Annotated in this window: 14 protein-coding genes; 9 read left to right on the plus strand and 5 right to left on the minus strand. The window is 64.2% G+C overall.

Annotation, left to right across the window (positions count from 1 at the left end):
* Positions 1–14: 14 nt before the first annotated feature.
* The 4 genes from ACUYMZ_RS20435 to ACUYMZ_RS20450 all read left to right on the plus strand — a co-directional run bounded on the left by ACUYMZ_RS20435 (position 15) and on the right by ACUYMZ_RS20450 (position 3948).
* Positions 15–1163 (plus strand): zinc-dependent alcohol dehydrogenase, encoded by a 1149-nt coding sequence (locus tag ACUYMZ_RS20435; protein ID WP_426004888.1) that lies wholly within the window; start codon positions 15–17, stop codon positions 1161–1163.
* Positions 1164–1176: 13 nt separating this feature from the next.
* Positions 1177–1761: a hypothetical protein gene (locus ACUYMZ_RS20440; RefSeq protein ID WP_426004889.1), complete on the plus strand. Its 585-nt coding sequence runs from the start codon at positions 1177–1179 to the stop codon at positions 1759–1761.
* A gap of 264 nt (positions 1762–2025) precedes the next feature.
* Positions 2026–2805 carry an isocitrate lyase/PEP mutase family protein gene (locus tag ACUYMZ_RS20445; RefSeq protein ID WP_481605696.1) on the plus strand — a complete coding sequence of 260 codons (780 nt, stop codon included), beginning with the start codon at positions 2026–2028 and terminating at the stop codon, positions 2803–2805.
* A 120-nt stretch (positions 2806–2925) separates the two neighbouring features.
* On the plus strand, positions 2926–3948 hold the full coding sequence (locus ACUYMZ_RS20450) for an LLM class flavin-dependent oxidoreductase (RefSeq protein ID WP_442423193.1): 1023 nt from the start codon (positions 2926–2928) through the stop codon (positions 3946–3948).
* On the opposite strand, the gene ACUYMZ_RS20455 is transcribed toward ACUYMZ_RS20450, so the two are convergent.
* Positions 3949–4149, minus strand: a complete 201-nt coding sequence (locus tag ACUYMZ_RS20455) for a hypothetical protein (protein ID WP_481605699.1) — start codon at positions 4147–4149, stop codon at positions 3949–3951.
* A gap of 162 nt (positions 4150–4311) precedes the next feature.
* On the opposite strand from ACUYMZ_RS20455, the gene ACUYMZ_RS20460 reads away from it, so the two are divergent.
* From ACUYMZ_RS20460 to ACUYMZ_RS20475, 4 genes are all read left to right on the plus strand, one after another.
* Positions 4312–6849, plus strand: a complete 2538-nt coding sequence (locus tag ACUYMZ_RS20460) for a CHAT domain-containing protein (protein WP_481605701.1) — start codon at positions 4312–4314, stop codon at positions 6847–6849.
* On the plus strand, positions 6846–7208 hold the full coding sequence (locus ACUYMZ_RS20465; protein WP_426004894.1) for a CU044_2847 family protein: 363 nt from the start codon (positions 6846–6848) through the stop codon (positions 7206–7208). The genes ACUYMZ_RS20460 and ACUYMZ_RS20465 overlap by 4 nt, the downstream gene beginning before the upstream one ends.
* A 329-nt stretch (positions 7209–7537) precedes the next feature.
* On the plus strand, positions 7538–8776 hold the full coding sequence (locus ACUYMZ_RS20470; protein WP_481602290.1) for an IS110 family RNA-guided transposase: 1239 nt from the start codon (positions 7538–7540) through the stop codon (positions 8774–8776).
* A 75-nt stretch (positions 8777–8851) separates the two neighbouring features.
* Positions 8852–9358 (plus strand): universal stress protein, encoded by a 507-nt coding sequence (locus ACUYMZ_RS20475; RefSeq protein ID WP_426004896.1) that lies wholly within the window; start codon positions 8852–8854, stop codon positions 9356–9358.
* Positions 9359–9662: 304 nt separating this feature from the next.
* Here ACUYMZ_RS20475 and ACUYMZ_RS20480 read toward each other — a convergent pair whose 3' ends face one another.
* Both ACUYMZ_RS20480 and ACUYMZ_RS20485 read right to left on the minus strand, forming a co-directional pair.
* Positions 9663–9758 (minus strand): hypothetical protein, encoded by a 96-nt coding sequence (locus ACUYMZ_RS20480; RefSeq protein WP_426004897.1) that lies wholly within the window; start codon positions 9756–9758, stop codon positions 9663–9665.
* Positions 9759–10327: 569 nt separating this feature from the next.
* Positions 10328–11641: an LssY C-terminal domain-containing protein gene (locus ACUYMZ_RS20485; RefSeq protein ID WP_442423197.1), complete on the minus strand. Its 1314-nt coding sequence runs from the start codon at positions 11639–11641 to the stop codon at positions 10328–10330.
* A 185-nt stretch (positions 11642–11826) separates the two neighbouring features.
* Here ACUYMZ_RS20485 and treS point away from each other — a divergent pair, with 185 nt between their 5' ends.
* The gene (gene treS / locus ACUYMZ_RS20490) at positions 11827–14124 is read left to right on the plus strand and encodes a maltose alpha-D-glucosyltransferase (protein WP_481605704.1); all 2298 of its coding nucleotides are present in this window, start codon (positions 11827–11829) and stop codon (positions 14122–14124) included.
* A gap of 49 nt (positions 14125–14173) precedes the next feature.
* On the opposite strand, the gene ACUYMZ_RS20495 is transcribed toward treS, so the two are convergent.
* Entirely contained in the window at positions 14174–14920 is a 747-nt protein-coding gene (locus ACUYMZ_RS20495) for a hypothetical protein (protein WP_481605706.1), read from the minus strand.
* A complete protein-coding gene (locus ACUYMZ_RS20500; protein WP_481605708.1) occupies positions 14917–15189 on the minus strand; it encodes an RNA polymerase sigma factor in 273 nt (90 codons plus the stop codon). Before ACUYMZ_RS20500 ends, ACUYMZ_RS20495 begins: the two co-directional genes overlap by 4 nt.
* Positions 15190–15316 lie beyond the last annotated feature (127 nt).

Raw genomic sequence — 15316 nt, forward strand, 5'->3', positions numbered from 1 at the left:
AGAACGGGGTACTGATGCGAGCAATGGTTTATCGCGGCCCATACAAGGTCAGGGTCGAAGAGAAGGACATTCCCAAAATCGAGCATCCGAACGATGCGATCGTCAAGGTCAGCGCGGGCGCCATTTGCGGCTCCGACCTGCACCTGTACCACGGCATGATGCCGGACACCCGGGTTGGCATGACCTTCGGTCACGAGTTCGTGGGAACTGTCCACGAAGTGGGCTCGTCCGTGGAGAACCTCGCCGTAGGCGACCGGGTCATGGTGCCGTTCAACGTGTACTGCGGTTCGTGCTACTTCTGCTCCCGGGGACTGTACTCGAACTGCCACAACGTAAATCCGAACGCGACGGCGGTGGGCGGCATCTACGGCTACTCACACACCTGCGGTGGTTACGACGGCGGCCAGGCCGAGTTCGTCCGCGTACCATTCGCAGACGTGGGACCTTCAAAGATTCCCGAATGGATGGAGGAAGAGGACGCGGTCCTGCTGACCGACGCCCTGCCCACCGGCTACTTCGGCGCCCAGCTTGGGGACATAGTGGAAGGCGACACCGTAGTGGTATTCGGCGCCGGCCCAGTGGGACTCTTTGCCGCCAAGTCCTCTTGGCTCATGGGCGCGGGACGGGTGATCGTCATTGACCACCTGGAGTACAGATTGGAGAAGGCACGCAGCTTCGCCCACGCCGAGACGTACAACTTCACCGAGTACGGCGACATCGTGGTGCACCTCAAGAAGGAAACCGACTTCCTGGGTGCCGACGTCGTTATTGACGCCGTGGGGGCCGAGGCCGACGGAAACTTCCTGCAGCACGTCACCAGCAGCAAGTTCAAGCTCCAGGGCGGCTCTCCCATCGCCCTGAACTGGGCCATCGACTCCGTAAGGAAGGGTGGCACGGTCTCGGTGGTGGGCGCCTATGGTCCGCTTTTCAGTGCCGTGAAGTTTGGCGACGCCATGAACAAAGGCCTGACCCTGCGCATGAACCAGTGTCCGGTGAAACGTCAATGGCCCCGGCTCTTCGAGCACGTCCGCAACGGGTACCTGAAGCCGAGCGACATTGTCACGCACCGCATTCCGCTTGAACATATCGCGGAGGGCTACCACATGTTCTCCGCCAAGCTGGACAACATCATCAAGCCGCTGGTTGTCGCCGGCCAGTCCTGAAGGGAAGCGCACCTTGACTGAAACAGCCACACCATACGTCGCCAGCAAGTCTGGCTTGAAGGAGTCCGCAGAGGCTTTGCGGGCCCGTATCCCGGGGTGGGGCGCCGACCTCGACCCCGCTGACCGCCCCTCCTACCCCCGCGAACAACCCGGCATTGAGACGGGTGCGCGCTGGGATTTCCCGGAACGCCAGCCGGAAAAATGGCCGCGTGAAAGGTCGGTGGAACACGCCTTCCTGCCTCCGGTTTTCGGGACGTCCACGCCTCCGGCCGGAGTCTCGGGAGCTATCCGGAAGTACGCCTACAAGTACAGCGAGGGCCGGGCAGCCCACTGGCTGCTGCTCGTCGCAGCAGACAGGGTTGACGCGTTTGAGCACCACCTCCGCTCATTCGCCACCCTTCGGCCCGACAACCCCATTACCGAGACGGGTGTGCTCAGTGAGTTCACCCGTGGAGGGGTCCGTTCCCGGGTGGGACAAAAGCGCACCGACCTCAGCCACCAGTGGATGGATCCGATCATCGTCGGCGCCCCCTGGGTACTGGCGGCAGGAGGCCTCGCAGCCATCCTGCTCCGTGGATTGCGGAAACGCAGAGCCTGACAGGCCCTGCAGCGCTTGCCATACAGGTGCCACCAGCAAACACATGCTGGTGGCACCTGCACGTCAGCCTCCGAGCCCTTCTTGAAGGGTTGCGGGATTCATGACTGGAAGCAGACCAAGGAAGGGATAGACGGCAGGACCACTGCTGCAGGGGCCCACGCTGATACCCCTGTTACGCCGCCTGACCCCGCCTTGCCCTGCAAAGGCTCCTGCCGTCTAGGCTGGCTTTGGCACAACTCCCAACCGAGGATGACGGAGAACACCATGACCGAAACAAGTACCAAAGCCCGCGCAGAACAACTGAAGGCCCTTCATGAGGCACCGGAAATCCTGAGCGTGGTCAACGTGTGGGATGCCGTCAGCGCAACCACCATTGCCGCCCTCCCGGAAACCAAGGCAATCGCTACGGCCGGGCACTCCATCGCATCGGCGTTTGGCTACGCCGACGGAACCATGCCGCTGGATGTCGCACTGGGCGGCGTGGAACGAATCGTCAAGGCAGTTGACCTCCCGGTCACCGCAGACCTCGACGACGGTTACGAAGACCCTGCCGAAACCATCCGCCGGGCGATTGCGATCGGTGTGGTCGGTGCCAATGTGGAAGACCGCTTGCGGCCCTTCGACGAAGCTGTCTCCCGCGTGCGGGCCATCGTCAAGGCAGCGGACGATGAAGGCATTCCCTTCCAGTTGAACGCACGTACCGACGCCATCGCCAGGGGCGGCGACCGGCCGATCCAGGAAAGCATCGACGACGCCATTGCGCGTGGCCGCGCCTTCCTCGATGCCGGAGCCTCGCTGGTCTTCGTTCCCGGCGCCCTGACGCGTGATGTCATCGAACCGCTGGTGGAAGGACTCGGCCACGGCAAACTTTCCGTGATCGGTGCACCGGGAGCCCTGCCGGCCGCAGAACTGCAGCAGCTCGGAGTAGCACGCGTTTCCTACGGACCTTTCACCCAGCGTGTTGCGCTGCGTGCCCTGCAGGATCTCGCCACGGACCTGTATGGCTCGGGCGTCATCCCGAAGGACACCCCTGCACTGAACTAGGACACAGTCCAGAACGCCGGAGCCGCAGCCCCATCACAAAAGGTAACCTCCCGCCGTCGTGCTCTGCTGGTGGGCATATCGTGGGCAGTAGCCGCCGCCAGAGACGTGAAGGGAATCCGCATGCCCAAGCCCGACCAGCCGCTCCTCAAGCTTGGCTTCCTCACTATCGGCCTGTTTGATCCCGCTGACCCGGCGGCAGGCCACAGGTCCACGCTGGAGGTCATCGAACTCGGGGAGCGGCTCGGGTTCGACAGCGCCTGGCTGCGGCACCGGCACCTGCAGTTCGGAATTTCGTCCCCCGTGGCCGTGATGGCCGCCGCCACCCAGCGCACGTCCAGAATTGAGCTGGGCACGGCGGTGACCCCGCTCGGCTGGGAAAACCCGCTTCGCCTGGCGGAGGACCTGGCCACGGTGGACCTGTTGAGCGGTGGGCGCATCAACCCCGGAGTCAGCGTCGGGGAACCGATGAATTACGACACCGTCAGGCACGAGCTCTACCCGGACACCGCCGGCACGGAGGACTTCAGTTACGCCCGCGTGGAACGGTTCGCGCGGCTGGTCGCGGGAGACAAAGTCAGGGACTTCTCCGGTAAGCAGGGGGTGGTGGAGGAGTTCTCCAACCGCGTGGAACCGCACTCCCCCGGTCTCCGGGACCGCCTGTGGTACGGCGCCGGCAGCCTCAAGTCAGCCATCTGGGCGGGAGCGAACGGCTTCAACCTGCTCTCCAGCAGCGTCATCTTCCCCGAAGAAGGGCAGGAGCCGGACTTCGCCCGTGTCCAGCAGGCGCAGATCCGTGCCTACCGCGAAGCATCCGGCAACAAGGGTCGCGTGTCCCAAGGCCTGGTGGTGATCCCCACCGACTCCGCAACAGATGCGCAGCGAGAAAAGTACCGGCGCTACGTGGACGAACGCACGCCGCGCACCACAACGCCGCAGGGCCCCAAGCGCATGATGTTCGCCCAGGACCTTATTGGCACCAGCGGGGAAATCGCGGATCAGCTCTACGCCCACCAGGGCTTCCAGGAAGTCGACGAGGTTGCCTTCGCGCTGCCGTTCAGCTTCGACCACGAGGACTACGTGCAGATCCTGACCGACATCGCGGAAAAGCTCGGCCCGGCCTTGGGGTGGAAGCCGGCGGGCTGATCAGTCCACAAACTCCGATTGCGTCTCGATGAAGTCCCAGTCCCGCTGCGTCAGCCCGCCGCCGAGGCTGTCCGGGTGGGGTCCGCCGGCCTCGGCAATGTGTTGCAGGACCTGTAGCGGGAGCTCCTCGGCGCGCAGGTTCTCGCGCAGCCATTCCTTGCTGGCCAAGGGCAGGTCCAGCCACCACATGAAGATTTCCATCGCACGCCACCTTCCACTGGAGACCCGGATCAACACCCCGGATTAACCGTAGGACGGGCCGGATTCACCAGCAAGAGTTCCCGGCAAACCCTTGTAAGCAACCCGGTCCAGGGCCAATCTGTACGTAGGGCCCGGGCAACGGGCCGCTACAAGGGACCCGCGATGGACTGTGACATCGAGCTGGAGATCGGCGCCGGCTCTGCACGCGGTGAATATACGGTGCACGTGGTCCGTGCGCCGGCGGGAGGCCACGCCTCCGGCGTCTTCACCCTGGATGTCGACGCGATCATTGAACGGCTCCCCCAGTTGGAGGCCACGGTCCTCGCGTCTGCGGTCGCGGCCCGGAGGACGCTGCCGGTGGCCGAGGTGGCGGTCCGGGACGTGGGCCGGCAACTCTTCCAGTCGCTGTTTACCCGCGAGGTGTACGGGACGTACAGGGCCAGCCTCGGCGCGGCCCAGCACGCCGGCCAGCAGCTTCGCGTGGTGCTGAGGCTCGCCGCGCCGGAGCTTGCGACCATGCCCTGGGAGACGCTGTTCGACCCCGAAACGGAAACGTACCTCTGTCAGACCGAACCCTTGCTGCGCCACGTTCCTGCACCGGATTACCATCCGAATCCGCTGGATGTTGCTCCCCCACTGAGGATCCTGGGCATCGTCGCCTCGCCCCGCGACCTCCCTGCCCTGGATGTCCAGGCGGAAAAGGACCACCTGGGCCGCGCCTTGGCCGGTCCTGTGGACGAGGGGCGGGTGGAACTTGTCTGGACCAGGAGCGGCACGTGGGACGACATCCAATCCACGCTGCTTTCCGGACCGTGGCATGTGGTGCATTTCGTGGGTCACGGCGACTACGACTCACGCACCGACGAAGGCAGGATCGCTTTGGTCGGCCAGGATGGCCGCGCGGCCATGGTGCGTGCCGTCAGGCTCATGGCCCTCCTCAGCGTCGCCGCACCGCGCCCGCGGCTGGTGGTCCTTAACTCCTGCTCTTCAGGGGAGATGGGCCAGAGCGATCTCTTCTCCGGCACGGCATCATCACTGGTCAGGAGCGGTATCGGGGCCGTGGCTGCCATGCAGTTCGCCATCAGCGACTACGCCGCCATCGCCTTCGCCCACGGCTTTTACGCAGCCATCGCCAACGGCCGCACCGTTGATGAGGCCGCACGGATCGGCCGTATCTCAGTGATGGCCAGCCCGGACGGCACCCTCGAATGGGTCACGCCCGCCCTCTACGTCCGGGGCGGTTCCACGCAACTGTTCACCCTCAACGGCACCCCGCGCGCGGCTGCTTCTGCGGAAGGTACGACGCCGGTACGCACCGTACCGGCCCGGCCCACCCCAACCGATCAAACCGCGACGCCGGCCGGCACCTTGGCCGGGCAGCCAGCCTTCGCACCGGGGCAGGACGTCCCGCACAAGCAGGCGCGCCCCGTCCGGGAAGCGGACCAACCGGCCCCTGCACAAGATGCAGCCGAAACCCGCAAGCGTGCCCAGCTGCGTGCACTCTACGTCCAGGCATCAGCGGAGTTGCGGGCACGGCGGTTTGAACCGGCCCTTGAATTGCTGGAGGACCTCCTGACCCTCGAGCCGGACTACCGGGATGCCGCAGCTTTGAGGGACAACGCCCGGAAACGGCTGGAGCTGACCATGGCCTACCGTGCGGCGCTGGAAGCCGAGGAGGCCGGGGACTGGCTGGCTGCCGCAGATGGCTTTGCACAGGTCGAGGACGACCCTGCCTTCCCCGACGCGGCCCAGCGAAAAAGGGACTGCGAGCGCCGGCAACGCATTTCCGACCTTCAGGGTGAGCTGCGCTACCACTCGTCCCTGGGTGCGTGGGAGGCGGTGGTGGACGTCGCACAGGAACTGGCCGGAGTGGATCCGAAGGCTGCCGACCCGGATGGTCTTGCCACAGCTGCCCGGGCGGAACTCCGGAAGACCGAGGACTCGGAAGGGGCCGCCCCGGCTCAGAGAGAGGAAGAACGTGGATCCTTCACGGCCATCGACCTCCCGCCGCGAAAACCCCGCCCGTCCAGCCCCACCACGCAACCAACCCAAGCCAAGGCACCCGCGGGAGTTCCGCCGTCGGGCGTTAAGGGCGTTAAAGAAGCCGTCCGGAAGGAACCGCCGCAGTTGGCCGCTTCCCCGCTGGCCTGGGCCGGTGCTGTGCTGGCGGCCGCAGGCGCGGTTGGCGCAGGTTTCGCGGTGTTCTTCATCTGGTTCGACACGTATTTCTGGCAGGACGTCGGCGGCGACATCGTGCTCCGCATCATCTATGGCGTGGTTACTGCCTTCGGGTATCTGCTGCTGGTCATCGCCGGGCTGCCGGACAACACCGGCCAGGGCCGCCTGGCGATGGCCGGACTGGTGGTATCCCAAGGGGTCTTCGGGCTGGCGGGGCTCAACTACACGGTGGAAGCGGCCACGGTCTACGGCAGTTTCGCGGTGGCAGCATTCGGCCTGGGGGCGGGTTTGCTGGCCATGAAGTATCCGGCGCAGCAGACCCTGGCCTGGCTCCTGCTGCTGCCCACGGTGTTGCAACCCATCATTTGGATCCAAGGGAAAGGCGTTTTCATGGAGAGCTGGTACATGACGCAGGCGTTGCCGTTGCTGCTGCATCTGGTGCTGCTGTGCGGTGTTGGTATTGCGTTCTTTGTGAATGCCCGGCGCCTGCGGCCGGCTGTGGGTGCGGGAACCGCGCCATGAGTCGGCTGGTGGAGTTCAGCACCCACGACGGCGGCACGGTGGTCGTGGAGGTGGCGAGCACCGCCGGGAGCCTGGTGACCAGGGGTGGTGACCACGTCGGGGATCACTCCGGGGTTTTTGCGCGGGCGCAGCAGACGTTCGAGCGTGCCCTGGCGCATGTCCGTCCCGCGGTGCAGGGTGTGATCGATGAACTGCTGAGCCTGGAAAACCGGCCGGACCAGGTGAGCGTGGAGTTCGGGATCGACCTTCATGCGGAGGCGGGTGCGTTCATTGCTTCGGCGAGCACGGCGTCCAACTTCAGGGTGAGCCTGACCTGGAACAAACCTGACCCGCCCGCCCCACCCCCCTCACCCAAGTAGGTCGCATTAGTGCGCGTTTTGAGCGCTCATAACGCGCACAAATGCGACCCAGCGTGTGAGTGCCTTCGGCGCGCCGTGATCCGGGAAAGTATGCGGTTGGCTCGCCTGGGCTCTGGTGGGCTCTGCCCATACGGGTTGATCATGGGATTGTTCGTCTCGGTGAACGCCGGCCCAACTTGGTGCCTTGAGTCCGTGACCCAGCGTGGCGTGGAGGACTTCCACGGGAACCGTGGATTGTTGCTTTCAAGCACGGGTACTAGATTCCTGAATATTCTCCCTGTCCTCCCCGAGACGACGCCGGTAACTGGATGTATTGAAGGGAAGCTGGAATGGACATTGTTCATGAACGGGCCGCGGGAATGGATATTTCCAAACGCGACGCGAAGGTCTGCGTGCGGGTCCCCGGAGAACGGGCAGGGACCTACACCTCAAAGGTCACAACCTGGGGCGCGACCACGCACGCGATCCTGGAACTTCGGGAGTTCCTCGAACGCGAACACGTCACTGTTGTGGTGATGGAAGCGACCAGCGATTACTGGAAACCGTTCTTCTACCTGTTCGAAGAAACCCTGCCGGTGATGCTGGTCAACGCCAAAGTCGCCCGGAACATCCCGGGACGCAAAACCGATGTCTCCGACGCCGCGTGGCTGGCCCAACTGGCCGCGCACGGGCTGCTGCGGGCATCATTCGTGCCGCCCGAACCCATCCGCGAACTGCGGGACCTCACCCGGGCCCGCGCCATCGCCACCCGCGACCGGGCCCGGGAAATCCAAAGGCTGGAGAAGTTCCTGGAAAGCTCCGGGATCAAACTCTCTTCCGTGGTTTCAGACCTGACCGGGGTCTCTTCCCGGGACATGCTCGAAGCCCTCATCAACGGCGAACGGAACCCCGAGGTGCTGGCCGGGATGGCCCGTGGAATGCTGCGCTCGAAAATCCCGGCACTGGTCGACGCCCTCACCGGCAGGTTCAAACCCCACCACGCCTTCATGGCACGACTGCACCTGGACCAGATCGACGCCCGCACCCGCACCATCGATACCCTCACGGCACGGATTGAGGAGGCGATGGAACCCTTTCGTGAGGCCAGGGAAGCCCTGGCCACCATCCCCGGAGTATCCCAACGAGTCGCCGAAGTGATCATCGCCGAAACCGGAGCTGACATGAGCGTGTTCGAAACCCCGGGCCGGCTCGCGTCCTGGGCCGGGGTCTGCCCCAGCGCCAACGAATCCGCCGGCAGGATCAAATCCAGCCACATCATGCCCGGCAACAAATACCTCAAAGCAGCACTCGGCACCGCGGCCATGTCCGCGACCCGATCCAAAAACACCTACCTCGCCGCGAGATACCGCCGCATCACCGCCCGTTCCGGAACCAACAAAGCCCTCGTCGCCATCGAACACTCCATCCTCACAGCGGCCTGGCACATGCTCCGCAACGGCGAGTGCTACACCGACCCCGGCGCCGACCACTTCAACAGGATCAACCCAACCAGAGCCAAGAACAACGCCATCAAACAACTCAACAACCTCGGCTACAACGTCACCATCACCCCGGTCACCGCAGCCTAACCCACCACTACTTTCGTACTAGTTGGGTGAGCGTGCGGCCTGTTCAAGCACATGCCGCGGCGCAACAATGTAGGTATGGCTGCCGAGAATTTCCGTGGACGGATTCCGCTGGTGGTGGGTGTCCTGCCGGATCAGCACGTGGAGGTCCTGCAAACCGCCCGGACCTTGGCCGAGCAACTCGGCGTGCCCTTGGTGTGCGCATACGTGGACGAGGCGAGCTACCTGGTTGAATGGGATCCCTCCCGGGAAACCCACAGGATGTCGCTTCATCCAGAGAAGGACGACGAGGACATTGCCGCCATGCGCGGTGATCTGGGACGGGTCATCGGAGAAGCCATGGATGGCGGTTCCGCCGACTGGACCCTGCGTTTGCTGGCCGGTGATCCTGCCCGGGCCCTCGGCCGGCTTGCGGCTGACATCGATGCTTCCATGATCATTGTCGGCACCCCGGAACCCGGCCTGGGGCACCGCATTTCCGAGGCGTTGAATGGCTCTGTGGCCGCGTGGCTAAGCCATCATCAACGCCGTCCCGTGCTGATCGTTCCCCAGAAAAGGCGGCCGGACAGCCCACCGAAAAACTAAAGTGAAAGTACTTATTCATGTGGGTGGCAATGCCGTCCCGGCCCACGTAGAGTAATGACTGCAGGTCAGCGAAAGCGCCTGCTCAAAGGCTGCTCCGGAGTGCGTATCCCCCAATAACGCACTCCGGAGCTTTTTGTTTAATACCCGGCGTTTCCATGGGATCGTGGCGTACCGCCACCACCTTCTTTGACGCACAAACGGCCCCGACACGCCGCTGGGACGGACGTGTCGGGGCCGTTTCGGTTCAAAGTTGGTGGCGACGGTACAAGCGTACGACGGCGGCACTCACCTCAGGCGCGAACGCCTACCTCACGAAGGTGTACAGGAGGGCTGCCATCCCGAAGCCCACAATGGACAACACCGTCTCCAGCACGGTCCACGTCTTCAGGGTGTCCTTCACGGACAAGGTGAGAGAGCATCGGGCAACTACCGACGCTCTCTCACCTAAACCCCCTTTCTGGGGAACGCTCTCTCACCTCCCGACGCGTTGAGCCGACGCTCTCTCACCCAACGGGAAGCCCGACGGCGGCACTCGACCTGAGTGCCGCCGTCGGGGTTTTAGGGGTGGTTGGCCAGGGGCCGTGTGCCGCCACCACCTACTTTGGCCCGGCTCCCCAGACGACACGCCGACTTTTCCCGCGACCTCGACGGCGCCGGGCTTCAAAGTTGGTGGTGGCAGTACGGCGCTTACGGTTCCGTTTTAGTCCGGCGGCGTGTCTGTGGGCTGCTTCTTTGCGCGGCCCCTAAATCCTAGGATCAAGAAGGTGGCTCCCATGGTTGCAAAGGCTATCCAGGCCGGGTTTCCGATGACGGCCATGGCCACCGCAAGGACTGCGAAGACGATGCCCACAGGCAGGAATGCCGAGCCCCCGCGTTGATCCTTGTTCGCCGTCGGCCCTGATGTTTGCTCTGTGTCCCCATTCACCCTTGTGAGGCTACGGTCCCTGCGCCCGCGGCGCAAAGTCCGGCTCAGGAAGCGAGGCGCTTTGGGGTGAGGTTTGGCGGGACAGCCGGGACCCGTTGGCGTTTGGCGTACACGCGGGAACGCTGGCTGGAAAGTGCCAGCAGCACCAGAATGTCAGTGGCCAAGCCCGCCAGGCCGGCTTCCAGGGTGATGCTGGTGGTTCCGGTGGAGGCATCAATGGCCTGGACCACGATGGAGACCGAGCTCAGCCCCATCGCGATCACGCGCGCACCATTGCTGCCAAGGAAGATCCGCCATGCCAGGAACACCTCACCCAAGCCGAACACCAGGACGGCGATACCCACGAAGGTGACTGCCGCCGTCGTGGTTTGCGCATCCGCCGGACCGTCTCCAAGGGTGACATCGGCTAATTCGCTGGAAGAGGAGAACAACGTGACCGCCAAAGCGAGCGCGGCGAGCGCCCTCACCACCACAAGGGCGGCACCGACGATCGTGGGGGCGGGCCGACGGTCCCGGCTGTCCGTCTGCTGCGGCGCGTTGGGGACGGACACCGGAACCGAGCGGGCGTCGACAACGGGAAGGTCACCGTCCGTGGAGATGGAATCGCCGCCCCCATTCCGCGAGTGGTAACCCGTGGAGAAGTCCTTAATGACCCGCACGGTGACCGCAGGCTCGCCCTCGGACACTGTCCGGACAATGTGGTCGCGCTCAACGTCGGTATTCTGCTCGATCTTGTGCGTGATCTGCAGGGTGAACAGGGAGAAGCCGACGCTGCGGTCGTAGGTTCCGGCCGCAAGCCAATCCACCTTGTGTCCACCAGGGAGCATCCACCCCTCGGGGCAGCGCCAAAAGCGCACATGGTGCCGTTTGCCGGGGTTGTTGTCCACTTCCTGCTGGTACGCGAAGTCCTGTTGCCGGTCGAAAAGGTACAGCGGACTGACCGGAGCCTGCTCGTAGCTTTGCCGCAAGAGCGTGGAGGTGACGATGCGGCGGCTGCTGGCAAAGGTGACGTCGTCCGCGATGGTCCAGCCGGCACGGTTCATGATGGCGTGGATCTGCCGTTCGGTCCCAAGGAGTGCCACATTGACGGGATCACCAAGCAGTCCGTCGCTGGTCCGGGCCCGGCCAATGAAATAGCCCGGCACATAGATCGTGGTCAGGATCCGGTGGAGGCGCGGCAAAAGCAGGTAGGCAAGGAACGCCCAGAACACCAACCAGGACCAAAGCTGGCCCCAGCCGAGCTGGAGGCTTTCGCCCGCCAACAGGAATGCCAGCCACACGGCAGCTGCTCCGGCCAGGACAAAGAAACCGTGGTCCAGCCACGTGTCCGTGGCTTCCTTGCTGGGTGCCTTGTACATGGATGCTCCCCCGGATTGCGTTCCTTAAGCTTCGGGGTTGTGAAGTGGGATGTACATGGGTGGCTCGACAAACAGCTGCCAAGGATGCTTAGCATGAATACGCCCGGCAAGCCTGGGTACGTGACCTCTTGAACGACCCCTCGGACGGTCGCCGTAGACGCGGTGGCCACGTAAAGGAGAATGCTGTGCGGGAGCCTGTAGTCAGCGAGCGTGTGTCGGAATCAGCTGCGGGGCCTGCGGAAGCCCCCAGCCAAGCGAAGGACGTGGAGGCAACGGAAGAAACCCCGGCCAGCGACGCCGCCGAGATCACCTTCGACGAACAGTTCTACCCGGCCCGGCCCAAGGCACTGCGGCCCATCGCCCGCCGTCGCCAGTTCTTTGCCGCCCGTCCGTCGCTGGAACTGGACGGCCGCAACGCCACCTATGTCGACTGGTTGCGCAACCAGTCCATGCTGGGCGACGCCAACACCTTGGCGCGGCAGCTTTCCGGGCAGGCCAGCATGTGGCAGAACGCCTACGCCCGTCCCAACCCACGGTCCGCGGTAGAGCGTGCACCTGTCTGGTTCACCGCTTACCCGTTGTCCTTCATTACCGGCGATGGCCAGTCCTTCCTCTCCGCCCTGGGCGATCCGGAATTGTGGGAAGCCTTCCGTGAAATCGGCATCCGCGGTCTCCATACGGGTCCGGTCAAGCTGGCCGGCGGCATCAGTGGATGGTCGCAGACGCCCAGTGTTGACGGGCATTTCGACCGCATCAGCATGGCGATCGATCCTGCCTTCGGCACGGAGGAAGAGTTCCGCCAGATGTGCGAGGTTGCCGCAGACCACGACGGCACGATCATCGACGATATTGTCCCGGGACACACGGGCAAGGGAGCCGACTTCCGGCTCGCCGAAATGAACTTCCGTGACTACCCCGGCATCTACCACATGGTGGACATCCCGGAGGAAGACTGGCACCTGCTGCCGGACGTTCCCGAGGGTGCGGACTCGGTGAACATCAGTCCCGAGGCCGAGAAAGCGCTGCAGCAGGCCGGGTACATCATCGGACGCCTCCAGCGCGTCATCTTCTACGAACCGGGCGTCAAGGAGACCAACTGGAGCGCCACCCGTCCCATCGTGGACACCACCGGCAAGACGCGCCGCTGGGTCTATCTCCACTACTTCAAAGCCGGGCAACCGTCCATCAACTGGCTTGACCCCACCTTTGCCGGCATGCGCCTGGTGGTGGGCGATGCGCTGCACTCGCTCCTGGACCTCGGAACCGGCGCCCTGCGCTTGGATGCCAACGGATTCCTGGGTGTGGAAAAGAGTGCGGAAGAGCAGCCGGGCTGGTCCGAGGGCCACCCCTTGTCCGAGGCCGCGAACCAGTTGATCGGTTCGATGATCCGCAAGGTGGGGGGTTTCTCCTTCCAGGAACTCAACCTGACCATCGACGACATCAAAGCCCAGTCGGTGTCCGGCGCCGATCTGTCTTACGACTTCATCACCAGGCCGGCGTACCACTACGCACTGGTCACCGCCGACACCGAGTTCCTGCGCCTCACCATCAAGCTCGCCATGGAGATCGGCGTTGATCAGGCCTCCCTGGTCCATGCGCTCCAGAACCACGATGAGCTGACCTACGAGTTGCTGCATTTCGCCGCCGGCCACCGGGAAGACATCTTCGAACTCGGCGGTGAGGAACTTACCGGAGCCGAGGTGGCGGAGAAGGTCCAAAACACCATGCGCGAACGGCTGACCGGGGAAAACGGTCCCTACAACGCCGTTTTCACTACCAACGGCATCGCCTGCACCACCGTCAGTTTCATCATGGCAGCCCTGGGCATCAAGGATCCCGAGGCCATCACCAAGGAGCAGGAAGCCCGGATTCTCGACGCGCACGTGCTGTTGTCCATGTACAACGCCCTGCAGCCGGGCGTGTTCGCGCTCTCCGGCTGGGACCTGACCGGTGTCACCGCCCTGGATCGCAACAGGGTGGCCGAACTGACCTCACAGGGCGACACCCGCTGGATCAACCGCGGCGCGCACGACCTCATGGGAACCAGCCCGGAAGCCAAGACCTCACTGGCGGGCATGCCCCGCGCCCGGAGCCTCTATGGTTCACTGCCTGACCAGCTCAAGGACCCGGAGTCCTACGCGCGGCGGCTGCAGAAGATCCTCACGGTGCGTGAGGAATCGGGCATCGCCACCAGCACGCTCCTGGATGTCCCGGACGTTTCACATCGCGGCCTTCTGGTCCTGGTCAACCAGCTTGGTTCCGGGGCGTTGGAGGTGACGGTCCTGAATTTCTCCGACCAGGACATCTCCGGCAGCATCCAGTCCCCGCACCTTGTGCCAGGATCCATCGTCCACGACCTCTTCAGCGGCGAGGACGTGGGCCAGGTGGACGATCTCCACAGCTTCTTCCTGGAACTGGGTGCCTTCCAGGGGACGGCATTGGTCTTGAGGGAGCCGGTCGCAGAGGACGAGCCCGCCGAATAAAGCGCTCGACGCCGGTACTCAAGCCGGGTGCCGGCGTCGGGTTTTGGCGTCACCCGCTAAGTCCGGGCATGGCCTGGTCGGCAGCCCGCACATCCTCGACATAGACGAGCGGACGGCCGTCCGAGCATACTCCCACGGCCTTTGATTCCAGCTCGATCCCTCCGAACTGGATGACGTCACCCATGCTGAAGGATTTTCCGTCGGGCATCACCAAGCCTTTGTCGGAGACTTTGGTGCCGGTGGGGAACAGGAAGCCCTGACCGATGCAGCCGTTCTGGTCCGCGCCAAGTTTCAGGTGCCGAAGAACATCCGGACGCATCTGAATGCCCTCGGTCAATTGACGGTCGATGTCCGGCGTGGAAACGGCCACCGTCCCTGCACGGCCGGTAACGATCCCGGCCTCCACTGTCGGCAAAGGGGCGGGCGTCACCACGGGCATCGGCGGAAGGTCGGCGGATCCTGTTCCCGGGGCAATGCCAGGCTCCGTGGCAGGAGTTTCTGCCACACCCGGCGCAGGCACTCCGGCCAGCGGTGCCGGCACGGCTGACATAACGACTCCGGCAAACACCGCAGCCGTGGCCGCCACCAGCCCAATCCCCGCCGTCACCCGAAAACGGCGGGACGAGGGCCGGTGGTGAAGGTCCGCCCCGGAGGCGTTCACGGTGAGCTGGTCCGCATCACTGTGCATGACGGCCAGGCTTTTCCGGCGGCTGCGGACCAGGTCTTCTTCGATGACCAACAAGGCCGGGTCGGCTGCCGTGAGGCGGTCAAGCGCTGACATCTTCTTACTGCTCATTGCTGGCGTTCCTCCGTGGCTTGATCCGACAGAAGCAGTCGGCTGAGTTCCTTCCGTGCCCTGTGCAGGCGCATCCTTACCGCCGGCGCGGTGACATTGAGCAGGTGGGACACCTCGGCGGAGGTGAATCCGTCCCAGTACGTCAGCAGGAGAACCTCGCGGTCCTCGGCTGTTGTTATTCCTTCTGTCCGACGCCGGAAGTAGCAGTAAACCTCGTCATGGCAGGCCGTGTGGGCTGCGAGAAAGCGCTTCTCCCTCGCTGTCTCCACGCGATCTCCTTGGCCCGTTCGCAAGCTCATAACCGGTTAATGTCCGGCAATCCGAAAAATGTAACGGACTTTCCGGATCTACCCGCCAAGGCTCGACGCCGGCACTCGCGTTGAGTGCCGGCGTCGT

The organism is Arthrobacter sp. T572, assembly GCF_056780115.1.